Origin of the sequence: Shewanella sp. Choline-02u-19 (genome assembly GCF_002836205.1) — a bacterium.
Classification (GTDB): domain Bacteria; phylum Pseudomonadota; class Gammaproteobacteria; order Enterobacterales; family Shewanellaceae; genus Shewanella.
On the sequence record NZ_PJBE01000013.1, the window covers coordinates 2,990,804 to 3,014,983 of the forward strand.

Below are 24,180 nucleotides of genomic sequence, written 5' to 3' on the forward strand. Positions count from 1 at the left end.
CACTCGTTTAATCAAATGGCTCTGCAACTTAGGCTAACTTTTGGTATAGACTGGCGTAATAACTATCACTTTCAATTAGTTGTTGATGATTACCTGAGCAACGGATCTTACCTTGCTCCATCAAGTGAATCGTATCCATTCTCGCCATTGCCGTTAAACGATGGCTGATCATCAATACCGTTTTATCACTCGCAAACGCAAACAATAACGCTAAAATCTCTCGTTCTGTTTTCTTATCAAGCCCTTCGGTTGGCTCATCAAGCAGTAACATAGGGGCATCTCTAAGCAGTGCTCTAGCCACGCCAATTCTGCGCTGCTCGCCACCCGATAACTGCCGACCACCTTCACCAATCCAGTTGTCTAATGGCTTATCACCTTGCAATAATACCCCTAAGCCGACTTTTTCTAACACCGCAATCAACTTATCGTCATCTTTACGGCTAGCGTTATCCAATGCAATAGCTAAGTTTTCTCTTAAGGTGCCGCTAAATAGATAGATACGTTGGCTCACGACCGACATTGATTTGCGTAGAGCATCCTCAGAATAAGCATTCGCGTCACGCCCATCCAATATCACTTGGCCATGTTGTGGTAACCACTCGCGAGTAATCAATGACAATAAACTCGACTTCCCACAACCCGTTTGCCCCAGTAAAGCGACCTTGGACCCCGCTGGAATGACGAAGTTAAGTTGTTGCAATACGCTATGCTCAGGGTCATAGCCAAAATCGATATTGGTTAATTCAACACTGCCCTCACTGACTTGCAGATCATTATCTTCTGCAAAGGTAACCTCTGGGGTTTGCTCTACCACTTGATTAAGTCGAGTTGCTGCTGAGCTACAAGCGGAAAGGTGCTGAAATGCCCCCGCTAATGGCATCATCATCTCAATGGTCGCCATCGTTATAAATACAATCATTGCCAGTTTTGGCCCTGGCGGTACAGACTCGCCTACTCCCGCTGCAGCCATATACAGCATGACTAGCACAGCAAAACCATGACAGAAGATGAGACAGGCTTGACTAAGAGCCGTCACCCGATTCATTCGATTTTGACTGGCGATCATTAAGCTCTCTGCACCGTTTAAGCGCTGGCGATACAGCCCTTGTGCACCAAATAAGGTTAACTCGGCTTGGCCTTGCAAGTACTCGAGCAACTGCACCCGTAACTCACGCTTAGTTTCGAGCTGAGCGATACCCGGTTTACGACCGAGAAAGTAAAATACCGTTGGCAGAAGCAACCATACTGCCAATAATATGCTACAGAGTGTGGCTGCCAGTTTTGCATCGAACCATGAAACAAAGAAATACAGCCCCACTAGCATCAATAATGAAGCTAGTAGCGGTGTAAGCAAGCGCAAGTAAAGATGATCTAACGTATCGATATCTGCCACTAGCCGATTAAGTAAGTCTCCTCGGCGGATCCCCTGCAGGTTTTTAGCGCTCAGCGGCATCAGCTTATTCCATACCCAACAACGCAGATCGGTTAATAAGCTAAATGTTGCCTCGTGAGTGGCTAAACGTTCGCCATAACGGCTCGCTGTGCGAACGATTGATAACAAACGAACACCACCAGCAGGCGTAAAATAGTTAAACATCTGCGCCGTAACTACGGTGAGCCCAGCAACCGCTGCAGCGGATAAGAACCAACCGGAAAGCGCTAATAAGCCAAGACCCGCCATCATGGTGGTCACGCTTAAAAACAGTCCGATAAACATCATGAACCATTGGCTTTTAAATCGTTTAATGTAAGGTAATAGCGCTTTCATTACAGATCTCCCTCCGTCTTCGTCGCGAGCTCAATATCAACAGGCGCTGACTCAAGTAACATTCGCTTAAACACCCCTTCAGCCGCTGAAAGCTCAGCAAATGTACCTTGCTGTGCCAATAAGCCATTCTCCATCACTAATACTCTGTCCATCGAACTTAATGATTCCAACCGATGAGTCACCATTAAACAACCCGTTGCTTGCATCGCATCAGCTAATGTCGCTTGTACAGCTTGTTCGCTTAAGCTGTCTAGACTCGCGGTAGGTTCATCTAATATGTATAGTTTAGGTTGCTGCGCTAGCGCTCTAGCGAGTGCAATACGTTGGGCTTGCCCAACGGATAAGCCTGCCGTTTGTTCTTGTATAGGATGGTCTAACCCTAGCGGTTGCGATTCAATAAAATCGAGAATGTGTGCTTGGGCTAACAATGCCTTAATAGCATCATCTGACAGTGCTTGGTCTTGTGCTAACTGTCCTAGCGCAACATTTTCACGCACGGTGCCACAAAACAGTTGAGGCTCTTGCCCAAGCCATGCCAATTTTTTACGCCACTGCGACATCGGCAATTGGCGCAACTCAACACCATTAATCTTAAGCTGGCCTTGATACGGCAAAAAGCCTAATAAGGCACTAAGCAAACTTGTTTTACCCGCACCACTAGCCCCCACGACGGCCAAATGCTCACCTTGCTGCAACGTAAAACTAATCGGTCCAAGCAGCTCGGTGCCATCGACGCTATAAACTTTAAGATCAATGGCTTCAATACTAACCTCAGCCTCAAGTTCATCACCCGTGCCCATTTTTTGACCCGCGTTTTCTTCTGGATGGTCAAGCAGAGCCATTAGCTCTTCTGCAGCACCAATCGCTTGTGCTTTGGCATGGTAATGCGTGCCCATATCTCGCAGCGGTTGATAAAACTCTGGCGCGAGAATAAGAATAAACAGACCGGTAAATAGGCTGATTGAGGTACCGTAATGACCAAAATCCAAATGGCCTAAATAACTGAAACCAAAATACACTGCCAAGACCGCAATCGATACCGCGGCAAAGAACTCAAGCACTGCTGAACTGAGAAACGCCATTCGCAGCACCGACATGGTGCGTTCTCTGAACTCTTCTGACGCTTTCTCTATCGCCTTAGCTTCTTTGGCACCTTGATTAAACAGCTTCAAGGTCGACAAGCCTTTAAGCCTATCCATAAAGTGACCACTTAAACGAGCCAGGGCGCCAAAGTTTTTACGGTTAGCATCAGCAGCCCCCATTCCTACTAAAATCATGAACATTGGGATAAGCGGCGCGGTTGCGAGTAAAATAATCCCTGCCGCCCAGTTGACCGGGAATACAGCCATTAAAATAATCAGTGGAATAAAGCCTGCCAGAACAATTTGTGGCAAATAACGTGCGTAGAAATCTTGTAAGTCTTCCACTTGTTCAAGCACAATGCTCGCCCAACTGCCAGCAGGTTTACCCTGAATAAAAGCAGGCCCTAATGCGGCCAACTTATCCAAAACCGCAGCGCGCATATGCACTCGAAGCTGCGCACCCGCTTTAAAACTTGAACGCTCTCTAGCAAATGCCAATACACCTCTAACAATAGTGAGCAGCAACAGTAACCAGAAATGGTCACTAAAAGTAGCCTTAGGCAGTTCATCGATAATGATGCCTTGTAATATGGTAGCAATGAGCCATGCCTGACACATCAAACTAATGCCGGTTAGCACCCCAAAGAAAATCGATACATTGAGGTAATAACCACAGGCTGATTTTTGCTGTTTGAGCCAGTGAGTGAGTTTTTTCTCTACGGTTTTATCCATTGGATCCCAGATTTACTGTACTTGACAGATAAGCTTAATAAATTAACGGAGTAAGAGTAAGACGCCTGAAGGCCGTCACCAAGAAAGCAGTATTTAAGAGGACTGCATTTAAGTGTAAGTTCCGTAGCCTAAAAAAAATAATATTGAGGCATAAAGGAATGCTAGTATCGCAGGCATTAATCGCAGAATAAAACGCCAGTTGCGTATTTGCTATGAGACTCACATAAATTGAGCTAGATCAATAAAATGGCGACTATGACTCAACATCATTCGCCATAGCTGTTGACTTTTAAGCACAAAAAAACCGCGAAAGCTCAGCTTATCGCGGTTAATTTTATCTCTTGCCTAATAATAGTGTAATAACACTTGGCAAGTTAGCGTCTCAATTAACGCTCGGCGTCTGAGCCGTAATCAAGGTTTTCATCTTCAGAATCACTCTCAGATGCTCTCTTTTCGTCACGAGCGCTGCGCCATACATCTGCTGCAAGCTCTTTAGCGTCAGCCGCTTTATTACGCTCGTCACGCGCTATAGCTTTACGTTCGTTACGCTTAACAAGGTTCTCTAAGAATGATTTCAGCTCAGTTTCGCCCCACGCTATCGCTTCAGCTTCAGTAGCAAAACCTTTTTGGGTTTTTGATACCACTATTTTTCTAGCTGATTGACGACGAGTGATCTGGCCAGTCCAAGTTGTTTTATCTTCAACAACGCGAAAATCATACTTCTTTGTTTGTGTCATGTTGCTTATTTTCCTAACAATAATCGTAATACTTTGAGCTTAATGCGTTAATGATTTAGCTCAATCAATAAGTAACAGCAATCGCCGTTGCTTTGCTGCTACCTTCAATATTCTTTCAGCGTAATAGCGCTTAATTGCCATGCCAAGTCATAGTCGTGAATAATATGTCTGACTGATCAATTCGCCTATTAAGCTATCACTTCAGTTTATCTACCATGTCGAATTCACATAGTTGACATGTGAGTTGATACCCGAGCATAGATTTTCTCCCGCGAGTACTTGTCACCCAACCACGGTTTTCCCACGGTGGACGATGACGCACATGCTGGTTATGACCACAAGCTAACTCTGCAACCCAATGTTGTTCATCATCTTTATGATAATTAATAATGGCTTGTAGCAAGGCATACACCTTAAATAGACCAAAAGCGATTGGCTAAGTTTGAGTTGCAGTCGATAGATAAACTTTCAGGGGCGCGAGATTAACACGTGCAGACTTGAAACAACATCTTTTAAGCGACTAAAAATCACACAATTGAGAAATTTAACTCCATTAGGCTGTTTTCCCAGCAGCTAAGCGGGTAATCATTACCCCGTACTCCCGTTCAAAAGCTGCTATTCGCTGCCATACTCTAAACGATGAGATAATAGCGCTATTGTTTATTAAATGGCGCTTTTTGGGCAGATCCTGTAAGCTGCACGCCCGCCAGCATTAGCCGGCCCTCCTATAACAGCAGTCAGCGCGCTTTACGCCAGCTTGGCTGGCCGAAATGAGACCAATCTATGAGTTTTGCTTCACTGGGCTTATCAGCCCAAATTTTGAAAGCTGTCGCTAGCAAAGGCTATGACACTCCATCTCCAATTCAAGCACAGGCTATTCCAGCGGTACTTGAAGGTAAAGACGTTATGGCCGCCGCCCAAACTGGGACAGGCAAAACAGCAGGCTTTACATTGCCACTGTTAGAGATTCTTTCAAAAGGCACCAAAGCTCCAGCAAAACAAGTGCGAGCCTTAGTATTAACACCGACGCGCGAACTCGCGGCTCAAGTGGGTGAAAGTGTCGAAGTTTACGGTAAAAACCTGCCTCTAAAATCAGCGGTTATTTTTGGTGGTGTCGGCATTGGCCCACAAATCTCGAAACTTAGTCGTGGTGTTGACATCCTAGTCGCGACTCCAGGTCGCTTGCTTGATCTTTATAACCAACGCGCCGTCAACTTTAGCCAGCTTGAAGTGTTAGTACTAGATGAAGCTGACCGTATGCTAGATATGGGCTTTATTCACGATATTAAGAAGATTATTGCCGCGCTACCCGCTAAGCGTCAGAACTTAATGTTCTCTGCGACCTTCTCTGATGATATTCGAAAGCTCGCTAAAGGCTTAGTCAACAATCCGGTTGAAATTTCAGTAACACCTCGTAACGCCACAGCTAATACTGTAACCCAGTGGATCTGCCCGGTCGATAAAGGCCAAAAAGCAGCCGTACTGGTTCAGCTTATCAAGCAAAATGACTGGCAACAGGTCTTGGTTTTCAGCCGTACTAAACATGGTGCAAACCGTTTGGCTAAAAGTCTCGAGGCTAAAGGCATTACTGCAGCAGCCATCCATGGTAATAAAAGCCAAGGAGCACGTACTAAAGCACTGGCTGAATTTAAGAATGGCGATGTACGCATTTTAGTCGCAACCGATATTGCCGCTCGTGGCCTTGATATCGATCAGCTACCTCAAGTTGTCAACTTCGACCTACCAAATGTACCTGAGGATTATGTTCACCGTATCGGACGTACAGGCCGTGCAGGTGCTACTGGTCAGGCTGTATCACTGGTTAGCGATGATGAAGTTAAATTGCTGCGTGATATCGAACTACTGATCAAGCAAAATTTAGAACGTAGAGTTATTGAAGGTTTAGAACCTACTCATACTCTGCCAGAGACCGATTTGACGGGTAAATCTCACGGACAAAACAAAGGTCCGCGCAATAGTAGCCCTCGAGGCACCAACCAAAGACGTTCTAACTCAAGTGCCAAGCCAGCTAATCGCAGCCAACAAGATGGTGCGGGTAAAGTTGAGCATAAAGATGGACAACGCAGCGGAGAAGCGGCGCGTGGCCATAAGCCTACGGATAAAAACCCAAGACATAGCCGATCAAGCAAGCCTGGATCTGCGCCGTTATCAGGGCAGCGCCGCAGTCGTCGCAGCGAAAATAGCCCACAAGGCTAATATCACGCTATTACATTGAATACCAAATAAAAAAGGCTCCCATCGGGAGCCTTTTTATTGTCTGGAATAACGTTATTTAAGCTCTTGCTCAAACAGTTTATAAATACGGCGGTATTCGTCTAACCAGCTCGATGGCTGACGGAAACCATGAGGTTCAACCGGATAGATCGCAGTCTCAAACATCGGCTTTTCAAGCTCAATCAAACGTTGTACTAAACGAACGCTGTCTTGGAAGAATACGTTGTCATCTAACACTCCGCTCATAATCAATAATGGCTTTTGTAAACCTGCAGCATGCTCAATTGGCGAGCTACGCTCATAAGCAATGGGGTCGACATCTGGCGTATTTAAGATATTAGAGGTATACGGTGCGTTATAATGTGCCCAATCAGTCACTGGACGCAATGCAGCGCCTGCTTGGAACAGTTCAGGTTCATTAAATAGCGCCATAAACGTCAAGAAGCCACCGTAAGATCCACCGTAGGTGCCCACTTTACCAGCATCGACATTAGCATTAGCCGCCATCCAGCTGACACCGTCTTTAAGATCTTCAACTTCAGGGGTTCCCATCTGACGGTATACCGCTGTACGCCAATCTCGGCCGTAGCCTTTTGAACCGCGATAATCCATATCCATGACTACGTAGCCCTGTTGGGCAAGCAAGTTGTGGAACATGAACTCTCTGAAGTAACCAGAGAAGCCGTAGTGAGCATTTTGCAGATAACCTGCACCATGGTTAAAAATAACTGCCGGATACTTGTCAGCGTTGTCTTTGCTATATCCTTGCGGCAAATAAACACGAGCATACACCTCGCCGGCACCATGGGTTGATGGAACAGTAACGACTTCTGGTGCTTGCCATGCATAGTTTTTAAATGCATCACTTGTATAATCAGTCAGCTGTTTTATCGCGCCGCCAACAGGTTGTACAAAAAGCTCTGCAGGTTTTGTACGAGTAGAAGCACTGAGCAGTAACTGCGTACCATCAGGGCTCAAACTATAATCGAGCTGACCTTGCCACTGCGTTAGTTGCTCATCTTTACCTGTTGCTATCTCTACCCGATAAACATTATCGATACCTGGGTGGCTTTTATTGGCTTTGTAATAGATAAACTGTGCTTTGGGGCCCAATGTAATATCACTTACCACATATTGACCTTGTGTCAGCGCTTTAGCTTTTTCGCCACTGGCTTTTAGGTACAGGTGTGAATAACCCGTCTCTTCAGAAAGGTAATACAGGCTATCGCTATTAGGCAACCAACCATACTGGTTAAAGTTGTAGTTAATCCACGCATCATCGTGCAGGCGATGTTCAGTTTTCAAACTGCCTTTACTTAAATCAACCGTCGCTATCCAACGATCTTTATTATCGATAGCTTCGAGCATCACCGCGACTTTATCGCCAGATGCTTGCCATTGGATAGCACTTTGTGACCATCCCCAATCTTGAATGAATTGAATTTTACGCGGTGATTTTTCGCTAATATAGCTTTCACCTTTAGCCTTGGCATTTTCTGCCTTAACTGACGCCAGTACGTCTTCATCAAAACCCGTCAGGCCTTCAATGGTAACGTCTTTTTTGGTGTGATTTTGCAGGTCAAGAATAACCATACGCTCACCTGGCGGGGTATCTTCGGCAACACGGGCGCGGGCAGGTACTGCATCGACATAACCGTCTTTACCTAAGTAGTTCGGCATGATGTCGTGCTCTGAACGCCAGCTGTAATCTTTGTCACGTAGTGACAACAATACATACCGTCCGTCAGGAGATAAGCTCAGCTCGGTGACCACTTCAGTATCACCTAAATACCATGTCTTGGCTGCCATAGTAGGATCTGCGTTAACTAAAGCTTCTTTATACTGCTGCTTAGACTTGGCGTTGCTTTGTTGCAGTGCAACATATTCAATAAGGCGATGTTGCTGTTTGGCGATATAGCTTGAAGGATCTTGAACACCTTTAGGGGCGGATGCCATTTTGATATTGGCTATCTGCTCGGATAAACCTGAATCGCGGTGAATTTTAAAAATATTATCACCTTGCCAATAGGCAATATCACCATTGTTCAAAAAGCGGACACCATCAACATTGGTATTTTGGCGGGTGAGTTGAGTGATGACTTTTGAACCGAGATCTTTTACAAACAAGTTACCTTGATAAAGATAGGCTTTACGCGTCTTATCATTATCCAGCACACCATATTCTTGATCGGCTGCATGAAGCTGATTTAACGCAAGCTCGTTGGCTGCAGAACCCTTGCTATCTTGTTGATAGTAATTTTTAGTTGGGTTGCCATGGGCTTGGCGAGAAAAATAGATTGATTGGCTATCGTCACTCCAGTAAGCCCCTTTTGCAAGTAACCCCATCCAATCTGGATTAGCCATAATCTGATTAAGTGTAAGTGCTTGGTCAACTTGTGGAGGCGCTGACAATGCTACAACATTTGTAGCGGAAGTTAGCTCAGGTACAACAGTGGTGTTAGTCGATGAGCAACCCGCTAAAATAGCGACTGTTAGAGCACTCATTCCGATATGACGAATGACGCTTTTCATTATCCATCCCTTTTATTATTGGTATTTTTGCGGACTTTTATATCACACTTTACCAACGGGATTTGTTTAAAACGCAGTTAATTTTGTAACAGATAGTAGCAACTTAAGTAATTTCGATAAAATTGGCTAACAAGTTATGCCCCTGCTCTGTCAAAATTGATTCAGGATGAAACTGCACTGAATAGATTTTCTGCTCTGGACAACTCATTGCCATTATTTCACGGCCATGTAACGGATCATCGTACCAAGCATCTAATACAAAACCGGTAGGGACGGCATCAATTAATAAAGAGTGATATCGCGTTACTGTTAGCGGGTTATTCAGGCTCGAAAATAAACCTTTCCCTGAATGCGCTATTTTACTGGTCTTTCCATGCATGACTCGCTTCGCTTTCACCACGTTTGAGCCAAATACTTGGGCAATAGCTTGGTGGCCTAAGCACACACCAAAAATGGGTAATTCACCCGCGAAATGCTTAATAATGGCAAGGGATAACCCTGCATCATTTGGCGTGCAAGGACCTGGGGAGATAACGATATGACTAGGATTGAGTGACTCAATTTCCGCTAGGGTTATTTCATCATTGCGCCTAACCGTGATCTCTTGATCCAGTTGCTGGAAATACTGCACCAAGTTATATGTAAAAGAATCGTAGTTATCGATCATTAAGATCATAAGAGCGCCGTGAGCCTGTATTTCACTTGCAATATCGATGGCGAAAGAGTTCCCATAACACGCTGGGAAATCGCGCTAAACATCGCTTTGTATAGGGTTTAGTATAGTTGGCGCTGATGCTATCACAGCGTCCCTAAATCTTCACTTATAAGAGTGGAGTAGATTAACGTTACCGCTTGTTCGTTTTGTCGTTAATTTTATCCAATAAAAAAGCCAGTCAATGACTGGCTTTCTTGGCAGGTTACAACCTATTTCACTAAGGTCAAATGACCACGGCGTTTAGGTTCCTTAACCTCTTCTTTAGCCTCTTCAGGCTCGCTGATTTCAACCACAGGCTCTTTCACTACAGAAAGTCCTGTCTCTTCAGCATCATCTATTTGGTACGACTCTTCTAAATCGAAAACCGTACCAGCGCCATTTTCTCTGGCGTAGATAGCAACAATTGCAGCCATAGGCAGCAACACCTGCTGAGGTACACCACCAAAACGTGCACTGAACTCAATAAACTCATTAGTGATTTGTAGGTTACCTACAGCACTTTCAGTAATATTAAGTACAATTTGACCATCTTTAACATATTGTTGTGGTACTTGTGTGCCAGGCACATAGGCATCAACAACAACATGGGGCGTTAACTGGTTATCCATCAACCAGTCATAATAAGCCCGCAACAAGTATGGACGATTCGGAGTCAGCTCTTTCATTAGATACCCATGCGCATTTCGCGCTCAGTCTCTGTTAAAGAAGCTTTAAAGGATTCACGATCGAACAAACGAGTCATGTAACCTTTAATGTCTTTTGCTGCACGGCTATCAAGTTCGATACCCAACACAGGTAGACGCCACAATAGTGGACCTAAATAACAATCAGCTAAACCAAACTCTTCGCTCATGAAGTAAGGCACTTCACCGAAGATAGGGGCAATTGCCGTTAAGCTTTCAGTCAACTCTTTACGAGCAGCTTCAGCACGGTCGCCTTTTCTAATGCGCTCTACAAGTGCATACCAATCTTCTTCGATGCGGTGCATCCAAAGACGAGTTTGGCCACGAGAAACCGGATAAACAGGCATTAATGGAGGATGAGGAAAGCGCTCATCTAGGTATTCCATAATGATGCGAGAGTTATAAAGTACTAGCTCTCTGTCGACCAATGTTGGCACAGTGTTGTACGGGTTAAGCTCGATCAAATCTTCAGGGATCTCATTTGGATCAACCTGCAGCACGTCAACCGTTACTCCTTTCTCAGCGAGAACGATACGTACTTGATGACTATAAAGGTCATCGGCGCCTGAATACAGGGTCATGATTGAGCGTTTGTTGGCAGCGACAGCCATTGATACCCTCCGGTTTCACAAATCAAAAAGCAAAAAATGCAAAAGCAAACGAGGAGCAAAGCTCCCCGTTTACAATATGCGGATAATACATTCTACCCTTTAATAGGGCTTAGTGTACATCTTTCCAGTATTCTTTCTTTAAGAGGTAAGCCACAATAAAGAAAATAAACAGGAAGCCCATCACCCACCAACCTAAGCTTTCACGCTCAAGTTTTACGGGGTCGCCAGAGTAAACTAAGAAGCCTGTGATATCACGGACGTATTGGTCATACTCTTCAGCAGAGAGTGTTCCGCCAGTCGCAACTAAGGTTCCATCTTCCTGCTTAACTGCTAGGCCCTGAAGTTCTTGCAGAACATGCGGCATACCAACAGAGGGGAAAACAGTATTATTCACACCAAACGGACGGCTTTCATCTTTATAAAAACCCTTAAGGTATGAGTAAACCCAATCTTCGCCGCGAACACGTGCAACCAAGGTTAGATCTGGCGGTGTAGCACCAAACCACTTAGCCGCATCAACTTCAGGAATCGCATTTTCCATAAGTTCGCCTACTTTGGCTTCACCATGGACATACTTAGCGCTCATAACATCTAGCGGAATAGCGAGATCTGTTGCCACTCGCTCATAACGCTGATACTGAGTGCTATGACAACCTGCACAGTTGTTTTGGAAGTGATCCAAACCACGCTGCAGCGACGCTTGATCATTTAGGTCAATGTTTGCGTCTTCAAGGTGAGCACCGCCACCAGAAGCCATCGCCAAAGTTGGGACCAATGCGACTAATGCAATCAATAATTTTTTCATTAGTGTGTCAACCTCTCTGGAACAGGCTTAGTCTTCTCGTTCTTACTGTAAATCCACAGTAGTAAGAAGAAGCCGAAGTAAGTCACCGTAAAGAAACGCGCCGCATAAGTCAGAATTTCCGTTGTAGGAACTGCACCTAAGTAACCCAATGCAATAAATGATACGGCAAACTGACCAATGTTCAGCTTGTGGATCATGCTGCGGTAACGAACTGACTTAACCTTACAACGATCTAACCAAGGTAGAATGAACAGAACCGCAATAGCAAGACCCATGCCGATAACCCCGATTAACTTGTCAGGAATCGCACGCAAAATCGCATAGAAAGGTGTGAAGTACCAAACTGGTGCAATATGTTCAGGTGTCTTCATCGGGTTAGCCGCTTCAAAATTCGGCCCCTCAAGGAAGTAACCACCACCTTCAGGCATAAAGAACAACACATAACAGAAGACAATCAAGAATCCTGCGACGCCCATAATATCTTTGACGGTATAGTATGGGTGGAATGGGATACCATCTTTAGGCCAACCATTCTCATCCTTATTCTTCTTAATCTCGATTCCGTCTGGGTTGTTTGACCCCACTTCATGTAGCGCGATTAGATGTAAGAACACCAAAACCACAAGTACAAGCGGCAGAGCGATAACATGCAGCGCAAAGAATCTGTTTAGGGTCGCACCAGAGACAACAAAGTCGCCCCGGATCCACAATGTGAGATCATCACCAATAAATGGGATAGCACCAAACAATGAGATAATAACCTGTGCTCCCCAGTAGGACATCTGTCCCCAAGGTAGTAGGTAACCCATAAATGCTTCAGCCATCAACACCAGGAAGATAAGCATACCAAATAGCCATAACAGCTCTCTAGGCTTCTGGTATGAACCGTAGATTAAACCACGGAACATATGAAGATAGATGACAACAAAGAAGGCGGATGCCCCGGTGGAATGCATATAACGCAGCAACCAACCGTACTCAACATCACGCATGATATATTCAATAGAAGCGAACGCACCTTCCGCTGTAGGCACGTAGTTCATCGTTAACCAGATACCGGTAAGCAGTTGGTTAACCAGTACGAGCATGGCTAATGAGCCAAAAAAGTACCAAAAGTTAAAGTTGGTTGGTGTCGCATATTGACCGACATGGCGATTATACGTCGCGGTCATAGGAATACGTTCGTCAATCCAATCAATGATATTCTTAACCATTACGCAGCTCCTTTATCGACACCGATAATCACGGTACCATCATCAATATACTGATGTGGAGGGATGACGAGGTTCAATGGCGCAGGTACACCCTGGAAAACGCGACCAGCCATATCAAACTTAGAACCGTGACAAGGGCAGAAGAAGCCAGATGCAACACCTTCTACCTGCTCACCAAATGTATCTGGTAAGTAAGTTGGAGAGCAACCTAGGTGAGTACACAAGCCAACGGCTATGAAGTACTCTTCCTTAATTGAACGCCATGTGTTCTGCGCGTATGCAGGCTGCTGTGGTTCCACAGAAGCTGGATCGCGAAGCTGATCGTCAATAGCAGGCAGACCCGCTAAGATCTCCTTGGTACGACGAACAACCCATACAGGCTTACCACGCCATTCAACTCGAATAAGTTGACCTGGCTCGACTTTACTTATGTTTACTTCAACCGGCGCACCTGCTGCTTTCGCTTTGGCACTCGGATTCCATGACTTTATAAACGGAACCGCTACAGCAGCGGCACCAGCACCACCTACTACGGCGGTTGCTGCGGTCAGAAATCTGCGACGTCCGGTATCGACTGGCGCATTGCTCATCCACTTATCTCCAGAGAGTGTTGGAATTTTTGTTATATCAAGTTTCTCAAAATCTGACTTACAGCCAGAGATTAAAAACCTAAATTAGAGGCGGAGCTCATTATAGCCAAAAATTAGAACCAGATCATAGTTAAAACACAGAACTAAGTTAACTATGTTGCTTTAAATGCCTATTATGTATAAAAAGAAAGCATCAAGGCTAATAACTTCCGCAATCAAGCTCTATAGAACATCAAAAAACATCTTGTTTAAACACTGCTAAATTAGACACTTACACTCTTAGATGTAGGCTTATTATTGCTATGAGTGAATAGTTGACTGAATAGGTAGGAATTGGCGGTAGGCTATAAAATTAAATATTCAAAGCAAAAAAAGGGCCTAACGTTTGTTAGGCCCTTTTTTATCGAGTGATAAGATTACTTACCAGTGGAACTCTTCATGTATCTAAAGAATTCACTGTTTGGTTCAAGCACCATCACATTGCTATCACCAGCGAAACTCGACTTATATGCATCTAAGCTACGCATAAAGCTAAAAAACTCAGGATCTTTCGTATAAGCTTTTGCATAGATCTTAGCCGCTTCAGCATCACCTTTACCACGAACGGTCAGGGCTTTACGTTCAGCTTCTGCAGTCTGAATAGTCACACTAGCATCGGTCTTAGCACGAATGATTTCAGCCTGCTCTCGCCCTTGAGCGCGATGCTCTTTGGCAACAGATTGACGTTCTGCACGCATACGTTGATAAATACTGGTGCTAACGTTATCAGGCAAGTTGATCTGCTTAACGCGAACATCAACGACTTCAATACCTAAGTCAGCAGCACTTTCTGATGCATTTCTTAGCGCATCAGATTGCAGTTCATCACGGCTACCAGAAACGATCTCTTTAATCGTACGGCGACCAAACTCAGTGCGAAGATCGTTATTTATTTTACGTTGCAACAGCGATTCAGCATTAGCTTTAATACCACCATTGGTCGACAAATAGTAACGTTCAAAATCCAAGATGCGCCACTTCACATAAGAATCGACCATAAGGTCTTTCTTCTCTGAAGTCACAAAACGGTCCGCTGCACCATCTAAGGTTTGTACACGAGAATCCAAAAACTTGACCTTATCAAGCATCGGGATCTTTATATTCAAACCAGGATTGTAAACTCGCGTAACGCCATCATCTTTTAAGACTTTACCAAATCGCGAAACAATTGCGCGCTCGCCTTCGTTAACCACTAAAAGTGACGATAGAGTGATTGCAATAAGTACAGCGATTAATACCGCAGTAAATTTACCCATTACTTAATTCCTCCCCGTACGATCTCCTCTTGATGGGCGACCATCAAGAGGCATGCTGCGATTATTTGTCGTGCTATTCACCGACGTTACAGGCTGTGCAGGTTTACTTTTAGGACTCACTGACGTTTGTGACTGAGTATTCTGCATCAGTTTGTCTAGCGGTAAATACATTAAATTGCCGCTACTTTTAGCGTCAATAAGCACTTTGCTAGTCCCACTCATCACTTGTTCCATAGTATCGAAATACATGCGTTCACGAGTGACATCAGGCGCCATTTGGTACTCTGGTAGTAACTGTTCAAAACGAGCAACTTTACCTTGAGCTTCAAGCGTAACTCTTTGCTGATAGGCTTTGGCTTGTTGATCCATTCTCTGCACAGTACCACGAACCTTAGGCTCTAACTGACGAGAGTAAGCTTCTGCTTCACGGATAAAACGTTGTTCATCCTCTTGTGCTGCAATCGCGTCATCAAAGGCATCTTTAACCTCTTCAGGTGGACGAGCAGGCAAGAAGTTAACGTCAACAACGACAATACCAAGCTTATAGCTTTCGATAATGCGCTCTATCTCATCCCACGTATCACGTCGAATCTTATCTCGACCAGTGGTCAAGATATCATCCATTGTATTGTGGCCAATAACGTAACGTAACGCACTGTCAGTCGCTTCACGCAGACTGGCATCAGCATTGACTACACTATAAAGATAATTCTTCGCATTATTCACTCGATATTGAACGTCAAGTTGAACCAATACTACGTTTTCATCCGCTGTTAGCATGCTACCAGAAGCTGGAATTGAACGAACAGTTTGCACATTCACTGGAGTGACTTCATCAATGAAGGTCGCTTTCCATTGAAGGCCTGGATCAACTTCACCAATATAGCCGCCAAAACGCAGTGCAACACCCTTCTCAGCTTCTTTAACTGTGTAGAAGCCTGATAGGCCCCAAACCACAATAGCAATAGCCAAAACGATAACCAAGCTGATTGCGCTTATGCCACCGCCAGAACCATTACCTTTGCCGCCAAAGCGCTTAGAAAGGTTACGAAAAACTTCATCTAAATCAGGTGGTCCTTTATCGTTACCACCTTTTTTCCCCCAAGGGTCTTGACCCTTGTTACCGGGCTCGTTCCAAGCCATTTAGTACTCCATAGTGTATGAATTAAGCGAGATTACTAAAATAACAATTTATGCGACGACATCGTCGACGATAAAAGTTTCTATTTCACCAAGGCTCTGCTTTACCAGTCGACGCCAATCGGCCTCTAACAAGCGCACAGAGATCATACAGTTCCCCAGATCGTCATACTCTTTCTGCTGTATTACATCCAGTTTATAAAACTGGCCAAGATAATGTCCTGCCGAAGCAGGAATTTGCAAGGTTAGTTCTTTAACCGCTTTACCAACTAAATCGTTGATAGCTTCCTGAACTAGCTCCAAGCCTTTTTGCTGCTGGGCAGATACCCAGACTCGAATTGGATTCCCCTCATCATCGTAATCGATGCGAGGTTTCACCTCATCCAATAGATCGATTTTATTACAAACAATCAATTGTGGAATTTCGTCAGCATCGATCTCTTTAAGCACTCTTTGAACTTGCTCAAAGTTATCCGCCATGTTTTCATCAGCGCTATCCACGACATGTAATAACAAATCAGCTTGTCGTGTTTCCTGCAATGTAGCTTTAAATGCTGCAACAAGATCATGAGGCAAATGCCTAATAAACCCAACAGTATCGGCTAAAATAACATGGCCATCTGGTAACTCTAATTTTCGCAACGTTGGATCTAACGTTGCGAAAAGTTGATCTGCTGCGTAAACATCCGAAGTTGTTAATGCATTGAATAATGTAGACTTTCCAGCATTGGTATAGCCTACCAATGCCACTGTCGACATATCACTTCGTTGTCTAGCTCTACGACTTTGATCACGCTGTTTATCGACTTTAATTAAACGTCGATTAATAGTGCGAATTCGCGCTCGTAACAAACGTCTATCTGTTTCTAGCTGGGTTTCACCTGGTCCACGAAGACCAATCCCGCCTTTCTGCCTTTCTAGATGCGTCCAACCTCTAATTAGGCGCGTTGACATGTGGCGCAATTGCGCTAGCTCCACTTGTAATTTGCCTTCAAAGGTTCTAGCTCTTTGAGCAAAAATATCAAGGATCAAAGTTGTTCTGTCGAGTACTCGACATTCACACAAATGCTCTACATTTCGCTCTTGAGCTGGGCTCAATGGGTGGTTAAAAATCACCACGTTAGCATCTGTAGCCGCAACCATCGCAGCTAACTCTTCGGCCTTGCCCGAACCAACAAAAAACTTACGGTCCGGAGCACGACGACTTCCTGTAATAACTCCGATTGATTGGGCCCCAGCAGATTCAACTAAAAGTTTAAGCTCTTCTAGATCCTCTCGGCTATCTTCATCGGAGAAATCAATGTGGACAAGTACTGCTCGATCTCCGGCCTCATAACGATCAAACAAAAAGCAATCTCCTCAAAAAATTACTTCTCATCAATTTCATCATGCTGAGCGTTAAAACCAGCTTGAGCATTTGTCGCTTGGTGGTTACTCACGTTAAATGGACGTGAAGGTACCACTGTCGAAATAGCATGCTTGTAAACCATCTGGCTTACCGTGTTTTTAAGCAAGATAACAAATTGATCAAAAGACTCAACTTGTCCTTGTAGCTTAATGCCGTTAACAAGATAAATAGATACTGGAACGCGTTCACGACGCAATGCGTTCAAAAACGGGTCTTGTAAAGATTGCCCCTTTGCCATTTTCTAATTTCCTTTTTTATGAAATATCAATAGTAATTCTAATACTATAAAACTTTATTATTTAGTTTTAGTATTATACAGCTACAGCCAATAAGCTAGCGACTATATCGCATTACTGTAGCAAGATTGCTTTCGGCTCCGCTTTCTAGCCAAATTAAGTCAGGCCAACCACGTAGCCATGTTAATTGGCGCTTAGCTAATTGCCTAGTAGCAACAATAGCTTTTTCAACCATGGTTTCATAGTCAAATTCACCATCTAAATGCTGCCAACATTGCCGATAACCAACACATCGCATTGATGGCAGGTCTAAATGTAAGTCACCGCGAGCTTTTAGATTTTTTACTTCTTCTACAAACCCTTGACCTAACATCGACATAAAGCGAGTTTCTATCGCTTTATGTAACACTTTTCTGTCGTTAGGTGCAATCGCAAATTGCACTGCTTCGTAAGGGAATGCATCTAATTTGGTTTTCGTTAACTCGGTTAACGACTTGCCACTGATCCGAAAAACTTCTAATGCCCTCGCTAATCGCTGTGGATCATTAGGGTGAATACGTTCAGCGGATACTGGATCAATACTTTTAAGTTGGTCATGTAATGCTTGCCAACCTTGAGTGTCAGCTTCTGCTGCTATTTGTGCTCGAATCGCTACATCTGCTGCAGGAAGAGGTGATAAGCCGTCAATCAAGGCTTTGAAATACATCATGGTGCCACCCACCAGCAAAGGTGTTTTACCACGACCAATGATTTCTTCGATTTGGATCAGCGCATCTTTTCTAAAATCAGCTGCTGAATAACTCTCAATCGGATCAATAAGATCAATCAGGCGATGCGGCGCTTCAGCTAACTCTGCGGCATCAGGTTTGGCACTACCAACATCCATCTGTTGATAGATCAATGCTGAGTCCACAGAAATAATTTCGCAGTCATGGTTTTTGACAAGCTCAATGGCCAGCGCAGTTTTACCTGAAGCTGTTGGGCCCATTAAGGTGATAACTTTATGTTTTTTCTTGTCAGTCACTCTGAGATTCTTTCATCCATTGCTGCCAAGGTAATACTTGGCTTTGATTATAAAGGTCGCTGATGACACTGTCATCGAGTGCATTAAAAGCTAACCACGCCTCGGCAGTGGCAGTAAAACGACCTGAGGATTGCTCTGCAAGCCAATTAACTAATGCTGCGTCACAGGGTAACTCAAATCGGATCCATTGTAATAATGCTGGGATCACCGAAGCCAATTGGCTATCTCTCAGATATGGGGGCACTTTTTTGATAATCAACTGCCCGAGTCGAATAGATAACTCAATTCCCAACTTTCTCAGCAATTGCTCTCTGTTTTCAATGACCTCGCTCCAGACCTTATCAACAGGAACAGCAACAGGCATCAGCAATGGTTGACCAACAAGCCCTTGTCCTAACTTAGCACTTATCTCTTCACGCACAGTTGCTTTAATCACATCAACAATGCTCAGTAAGCTCAACGTGTCTTGCTTAGCGATCACCCAATACTTATCGGCTAATACAGGAGGCATATTGACAGTTGCGCCAGCCACCGCAGTGGTGGAACTGGTGCTGACGACATTAGTCAATGTCGCTGAAGTGCTGGTACTGAGCAAGCTACCATAGGCGTCTAAACTACTTTGCGAAGGTAAATTGACTTCCGCTCGGTGAGTTGCAGGCCTTAACGGGGCTTTATAACTGGACGGCTCGTCGTTGTAACTTGATGATGCTACTGGTGGGCGCTCGCTGACGCTAAAAGAGGAAGATGGCTTACTACTGACTGGTGCATAACCTTGAGCAGATGCAGTTGCTCCACTATTGGTCGATGGATGCTCCCCTGTTATATCATGCTGTGACTCAATTCCCTCCAGCTCAGCAGACTGTGCCATAGCAGATTGCAATGCCTGTAAAATATAATCATGCACGTAACGGCTTTGATGGAAACGGACCTCATGCTTTGCAGGATGAACATTAACGTCCACTTGATGCGGGTCTAGCTCGAGCATTAATACATAACCAGGTGAAACCCCTGCGGCATACTCAGAGAATGCTTGCCTCACAGCGTGATTCACCAGTCTGTCTTTAATCAAGCGACCGTTAACGTAAAAGTACTGTGTTTCACAATAGCCGGACACAGTATTAGGTGCTTGAAGGTAACCGCTTAAGGTTAAGTCATTATGCTGGCAACTAATATGCAAACAGGTTTCTGCAAATGCTTTGCCACACACGAGCCCCAAACGCTGTAAGTATTGGATTTCGGTATTGGCGGGCCGATAATTGCGGACACTTTTACCATTATGCTTAAGGGTAAAGTGAATATCGCGCCTGACTAACGCAATTCGCTTTAACCATTCATCAATATGGGTGAATTCCGTTTTATCACTTTTTAAAAAACGACGCCTAGCCGGAGTATTGAAAAACAGATCGATGGCTTCAATGGTGGTTCCAACAGGATGTGCTGCTGGCAATATTTGCACCGCCATCTCAGTCCCTTCGGCCTTGGCTTGCCATGCTTCGGTTTGCGCTGCCGTTCTTGACGTTAAAGTGAGGCGAGAAACAGAGCTAATACTGGCTAACGCTTCGCCTCGAAATCCAAAGCTCATAATCGCTTCGAGATCATCAAGTGATTTAAGTTTAGAAGTGGCGTGCCGAGATAACGCTAATTCAAGATCCTCTTTAGGGATCCCTAAGCCATTATCCCTAATACGAATAAGTTTACTGCCGCCTTTGTCGATTTCGATGTCAACTTTTGTTGCTCCGGCATCTAAGCTGTTCTCCACCAACTCCTTGATAACAGAAGCTGGACGCTCAACAACTTCTCCAGCGGCTATCTGGTTAGCAAGCTGGGGAGGTAACTTTTCTATGGCCATTATTTACTCTTTAACTGCAACATGATTACGCTCGCGGAATGATTAACGTTTGCCCAATTTTCAAAGTATTAGATTTAAGTCTATTCGCTTTTTTCAAGCGACTAATAGAGATCTGATAACGATGGGCAATAACCGATAATGATTCACCACTGCGCACTTTGTGCTTGGTGTTACTTCTACTGGCGAGTAGTGTATTAGCGGGAGGGTTAGCTTCAAAATACTTAACCACGCCTTTATGTACTGCTTTGGCGATATTGTTCTGATGCTCTCTTTGGGAGAGTAGGCGCTCTTCCCTATGATTTGAAATAAATCCAGTTTCTACCAATATTGAGGGAATATCGGGAGACTTAAGCACGGCAAAACTGGCCGACTCAGGCTTATGTTTGTGTAGTTTAGTCACCTTACCCAAATTAGATAACACATCATCTGCAATATTGTGACTAATCGCCATCGAGCGATCCATCGACATATCGAGTAAAGTCATCGCCAAATATTGTTCATTATCCGTATTTTGAATAATTTCACCTGCACCACCGAGCAGTTCAGAGTGTTTCTCTTTTTGCTCTAACCAACGACCTATCTCACTGTTGGCACGGCGCATCGATAATACCCAGACAGACGCACCTTGCGGTTGGGGCGAGGTAAATGCGTCGGCATGAATAGAGATCAACAGATCCGCTTTACTGTCTCTAGCAATCTCGGAACGGCGATTCAAATTGACAAAATAGTCGCCAGTACGCGTCATCACGGCTTTCATTCCAGGTGTTGCATTAATTTTTTTCGCGACTTTCTTCGCTATCTGTAATACGACTTTCTTTTCATACATCCCTGTAGGACCGATAGAGCCGGGATCGTCACCGCCGTGACCTGCATCAATCGCCACCACCACATCGCGCAAAGCACTCACGGGTTTAGCTGACTGGCTTTTAGGTTTAGCGCTGCCACTATCTAAATCAACGACTAATCGATTGCCGTAAGGCGCCGTTGGTGGAAGTGCAAACAAGCTAGCTCTCAGCGGCTTAACTAAATCAATGACAATCCTGAGCGTGCCTTTTTCTGGCGGGGTGCTCTTTCTAATTTTCTTAACCAGCTTACTGTTGTTAGCAATTTTAGCTAAGTCGACTTTGTTTGATGCATTTTTCAAATCAACCACTAATCGATAGGGATTGGTTAGGGTAAAGTGCGTATAACTCGGCGATTGACTTAAATCGAAAACGATACGGGTAGACTCGGGTGCAGCCCATACCCTTACGCCTTCGAGCTTATTAGCACTCTGCGCAAAAAAGGAGGCACCAAAGGTAAAGAGTAATACTACTAACTTAAATATATTATTGTTTATTATCATTATTATTCAAACACGCCAATATTTGCTCACCCTTAGTAGAAAGGGCCTGTAATTCTATTTGTCGTCCAGTATTAACATATTTAATGTAGATATGTATATCAGCTTGCGGTAATAGACCGTGACCACGATCGGGCCATTCAACGATACATAAGCTACGCTCGGTAAAATAATCTCTTATCCCCATAAATTCGAGCTCTTCGGGATCATATAACCGATACAAATCAAAATGAAAAACGTCCATACCATTTAGCTCGTATGGCTCAACCAGTGCGTATGTAGGACTTTTCACCGCTCCGTCGTGACCTAAACTTTGAATTAAACCACGGCTAAAAGTCGTCTTACCAGCGCCTAAATCACCACTAAGGTAGAGCGTCAAGGGCGGTGTGATTAAGGCCGATAACTTACTGCCTAAACTCACTGTTGCTTGCTCATCATTAAGATCTAAGATAATTGATTGCATATTCATATTGATTTAAAAAGATGTCCTAGTAACACATTGGCTAGAATGCGTTACTTTAACCTAATCATCTCGTTTTCCAAACTAGATTTCATTAACCAGCTGATGAATATAAGACATTAAATCACTGGCTAGCATGCCTCGCTCACCGTCTTTAGCCGCGAGATCGGCTGCATCACCATGAATGACAACGGCTATATAAGCCGCCTGCATGTTGCTGAAACCTTGCGCCATCAAGGCGCCAATGATCCCAGAGAGCACATCCCCACAGCCACCGCTGGCAAGGCCAGGGTTACCAACAGGGGCGACAAGGCAGTCATTACCGTCATAGATAAGGGTACCAGCACCTTTTAAAACGATAACTCCTCCATATTTTTTATGCAGTGTACGAACCGCCTTGAAACGGTCCTTCTCTACCTCTTCAGTGCTCACTCCAAGTAGTCGACCCGCTTCACCTGGGTGTGGGGTTAGCACCCAATTCTTATTCGACAATGGAAAATGACACAGCAAATTTAATGCATCAGCATCAATCACGCTGGGTTTTTCAGCTAAGTCGACCGCCTTAAGTAAATTGTAACCCCAATCAGTTGTTCCCAAACCGGGCCCAATCACTAGAACATTAGCCCAACCCAGTTTAAGGTAAACTTCCATATCGACTAACTCACAACCCCAAAACATCAGTTCAGGTCGAGTGGTACAAACCACCGCATGATGTTCAGGTCTTGAAATCACAGTGACAAGTCCAGCTCCCGCTCTCAAACATGACTCAGAAGCTAATCTGATCGCACCAGACATACCAAAATCACCACCGATAACAGTAACTTTACCGCTATCACCTTTGTGGGAATCCCTTCTTCTTGGCAAAAAAATGTTCGGCAGATCGTTACTCACCAACTTCTTCACTTCACTGAGAGGCAAGAAAGGAGTTAAACCAATATCTGCCAGTAGTAACTTGCCGCAAAAGTGCCGAGCTTGACTGGTTAACAATCCTTGCTTAATCCCTCCAAAGGTAAGGGTTATGCTCGCTTCTATCGCAACCTGTTTAGTGATTCCGGTATCAGACTCTATCCCTGATGGAACATCAAGTGACACTACCCAAGCACTACTGCGATTCACAGCGCTAATTATCGCAACAAGCTCATCACTGAGTTCACCTCTAGCCCCGGTACCCAATAAACCATCAACAATCACTTCAGCTTCAACGATTCTATCGATACAAAATGGACAAGTTTTGCCACCAACACGTTCAAAATGTGCAATAGCAAGCAACAGCTCAGCAGTGGGGTTATGAGCCGCAGAGGCTTGTAAATAGACCGTTCGTCCAGCCTTAATTAACAGTGATGCAGTAACATAAGCATCAGCAGCATTATTGCCATGCCCCGCTAAAACCAAAATAGTTTGAGAGTTACCACTTTGAGTTTGCAGCTGCTCAAAGGCAGCAGCTGCAGCCCGTTCAACGAGCTCATAAAGGCTTGTCTTGCCACAACGTACAGCGCTAGCCTCGGCCTCCCTCACTTGTTCGACTGAGTATAATGATACTAATGCTGACAGATGTTTCTCGTTCATTAAGGTGTCCCCACGACAGAATTACGACCAACTTAGAATGTTAGTAACTCAGACTTAAACACAAATGAATTGTTCATCCGTAAGGCATTTAAATCACCGTAAGTTGATCTAACACAAGTATAGGCTGCTACAGGCTGGATCAAAAAAGGCACCTGA

At 44.4% G+C, this 24,180-nt stretch carries 21 protein-coding genes; 1 reads left to right on the top strand and 20 read right to left on the bottom strand.

What is annotated here, in order from left to right; all coding sequences use genetic code 11:
• Window positions 1-28: 28 nt before the first annotated feature.
• The 4 genes from cydC to CXF83_RS19710 all read right to left on the bottom strand — a co-directional run bounded on the left by cydC (window position 29) and on the right by CXF83_RS19710 (window position 4,722).
• Window positions 29-1,768: a heme ABC transporter ATP-binding protein/permease CydC gene (cydC, locus tag CXF83_RS19695; RefSeq protein WP_101092512.1), complete on the bottom strand. Its 1,740-nt coding sequence runs from the start codon at window positions 1,766-1,768 to the stop codon at window positions 29-31.
• Window positions 1,768-3,582, bottom strand: a complete 1,815-nt coding sequence (cydD, locus tag CXF83_RS19700; RefSeq protein ID WP_101092513.1) for a heme ABC transporter permease/ATP-binding protein CydD — start codon at window positions 3,580-3,582, stop codon at window positions 1,768-1,770. The genes cydC and cydD overlap by 1 nt, the downstream gene beginning before the upstream one ends.
• 386 nt (window positions 3,583-3,968) lie before the next feature.
• A complete protein-coding gene (locus tag CXF83_RS19705; RefSeq protein ID WP_101092514.1) occupies window positions 3,969-4,319 on the bottom strand; it encodes a DUF3622 domain-containing protein in 351 nt (116 codons plus the stop codon).
• 196 nt (window positions 4,320-4,515) lie between these two features.
• Window positions 4,516-4,722, bottom strand: a complete 207-nt coding sequence (locus tag CXF83_RS19710; protein WP_101092515.1) for a DUF3565 domain-containing protein — start codon at window positions 4,720-4,722, stop codon at window positions 4,516-4,518.
• Window positions 4,723-5,102: 380 nt separating this feature from the next.
• On the opposite strand from CXF83_RS19710, the gene CXF83_RS19715 reads away from it, so the two are divergent.
• Entirely contained in the window at window positions 5,103-6,536 is a 1,434-nt protein-coding gene (locus CXF83_RS19715) for a DEAD/DEAH box helicase (protein ID WP_101092516.1), read from the top strand.
• A 72-nt stretch (window positions 6,537-6,608) separates the two neighbouring features.
• On the opposite strand, the gene CXF83_RS19720 is transcribed toward CXF83_RS19715, so the two are convergent.
• The 16 genes from CXF83_RS19720 to CXF83_RS19795 form a co-directional block, all read right to left on the bottom strand.
• Window positions 6,609-9,086, bottom strand: a complete 2,478-nt coding sequence (locus CXF83_RS19720) for a S9 family peptidase (RefSeq protein WP_101092517.1) — start codon at window positions 9,084-9,086, stop codon at window positions 6,609-6,611.
• 103 nt (window positions 9,087-9,189) lie between these two features.
• On the bottom strand, window positions 9,190-9,762 hold the full coding sequence (locus CXF83_RS19725; RefSeq protein ID WP_101092518.1) for an anthranilate synthase component II: 573 nt from the start codon (window positions 9,760-9,762) through the stop codon (window positions 9,190-9,192).
• 248 nt (window positions 9,763-10,010) lie between these two features.
• Window positions 10,011-10,466, bottom strand: coding sequence for a ClpXP protease specificity-enhancing factor (locus CXF83_RS19730; protein ID WP_101092519.1), 456 nt, complete (start codon window positions 10,464-10,466; stop codon window positions 10,011-10,013).
• The gene (gene sspA, locus CXF83_RS19735; RefSeq protein WP_101092520.1) at window positions 10,466-11,095 is read right to left on the bottom strand and encodes a stringent starvation protein SspA; all 630 of its coding nucleotides are present in this window, start codon (window positions 11,093-11,095) and stop codon (window positions 10,466-10,468) included. The genes CXF83_RS19730 and sspA overlap by 1 nt, the downstream gene beginning before the upstream one ends.
• 109 nt (window positions 11,096-11,204) lie before the next feature.
• The gene (locus tag CXF83_RS19740; RefSeq protein ID WP_101092521.1) at window positions 11,205-11,900 is read right to left on the bottom strand and encodes a cytochrome c1; all 696 of its coding nucleotides are present in this window, start codon (window positions 11,898-11,900) and stop codon (window positions 11,205-11,207) included.
• On the bottom strand, window positions 11,900-13,114 hold the full coding sequence (locus CXF83_RS19745; RefSeq protein ID WP_101092522.1) for a cytochrome b: 1,215 nt from the start codon (window positions 13,112-13,114) through the stop codon (window positions 11,900-11,902). Before CXF83_RS19745 ends, CXF83_RS19740 begins: the two co-directional genes overlap by 1 nt.
• On the bottom strand, window positions 13,114-13,704 hold the full coding sequence (gene petA, locus CXF83_RS19750; RefSeq protein ID WP_101092523.1) for a ubiquinol-cytochrome c reductase iron-sulfur subunit: 591 nt from the start codon (window positions 13,702-13,704) through the stop codon (window positions 13,114-13,116). The genes CXF83_RS19745 and petA overlap by 1 nt, the downstream gene beginning before the upstream one ends.
• Window positions 13,705-14,120: 416 nt before the next feature.
• Complete coding sequence (gene hflC, locus CXF83_RS19755; protein WP_101092524.1) at window positions 14,121-14,999, bottom strand: protease modulator HflC; 879 nt, start codon at window positions 14,997-14,999, stop codon at window positions 14,121-14,123.
• A gap of 3 nt (window positions 15,000-15,002) precedes the next feature.
• A complete protein-coding gene (hflK, locus tag CXF83_RS19760) occupies window positions 15,003-16,142 on the bottom strand; it encodes an FtsH protease activity modulator HflK (protein WP_101092525.1) in 1,140 nt (379 codons plus the stop codon).
• 48 nt (window positions 16,143-16,190) lie between these two features.
• A complete protein-coding gene (gene hflX, locus CXF83_RS19765; protein WP_101092526.1) occupies window positions 16,191-17,486 on the bottom strand; it encodes a ribosome rescue GTPase HflX in 1,296 nt (431 codons plus the stop codon).
• A 20-nt stretch (window positions 17,487-17,506) separates the two neighbouring features.
• The gene (hfq, locus tag CXF83_RS19770; protein WP_101092527.1) at window positions 17,507-17,785 is read right to left on the bottom strand and encodes an RNA chaperone Hfq; all 279 of its coding nucleotides are present in this window, start codon (window positions 17,783-17,785) and stop codon (window positions 17,507-17,509) included.
• A 95-nt stretch (window positions 17,786-17,880) separates the two neighbouring features.
• Window positions 17,881-18,807, bottom strand: a complete 927-nt coding sequence (miaA, locus tag CXF83_RS19775; RefSeq protein ID WP_101092528.1) for a tRNA (adenosine(37)-N6)-dimethylallyltransferase MiaA — start codon at window positions 18,805-18,807, stop codon at window positions 17,881-17,883.
• A complete protein-coding gene (gene mutL, locus CXF83_RS19780) occupies window positions 18,800-20,656 on the bottom strand; it encodes a DNA mismatch repair endonuclease MutL (protein ID WP_101092529.1) in 1,857 nt (618 codons plus the stop codon). The genes miaA and mutL overlap by 8 nt, the downstream gene beginning before the upstream one ends.
• Window positions 20,657-20,681: 25 nt before the next feature.
• Window positions 20,682-22,001, bottom strand: coding sequence for an N-acetylmuramoyl-L-alanine amidase (locus CXF83_RS19785; RefSeq protein WP_101092530.1), 1,320 nt, complete (start codon window positions 21,999-22,001; stop codon window positions 20,682-20,684).
• Window positions 21,985-22,461, bottom strand: a complete 477-nt coding sequence (gene tsaE, locus CXF83_RS19790; RefSeq protein WP_232775159.1) for a tRNA (adenosine(37)-N6)-threonylcarbamoyltransferase complex ATPase subunit type 1 TsaE — start codon at window positions 22,459-22,461, stop codon at window positions 21,985-21,987. Before tsaE ends, CXF83_RS19785 begins: the two co-directional genes overlap by 17 nt.
• Before the next feature lie 81 nt (window positions 22,462-22,542).
• Window positions 22,543-24,024, bottom strand: coding sequence for an NAD(P)H-hydrate dehydratase (locus tag CXF83_RS19795; RefSeq protein ID WP_101092532.1), 1,482 nt, complete (start codon window positions 24,022-24,024; stop codon window positions 22,543-22,545).
• Window positions 24,025-24,180 lie beyond the last annotated feature (156 nt).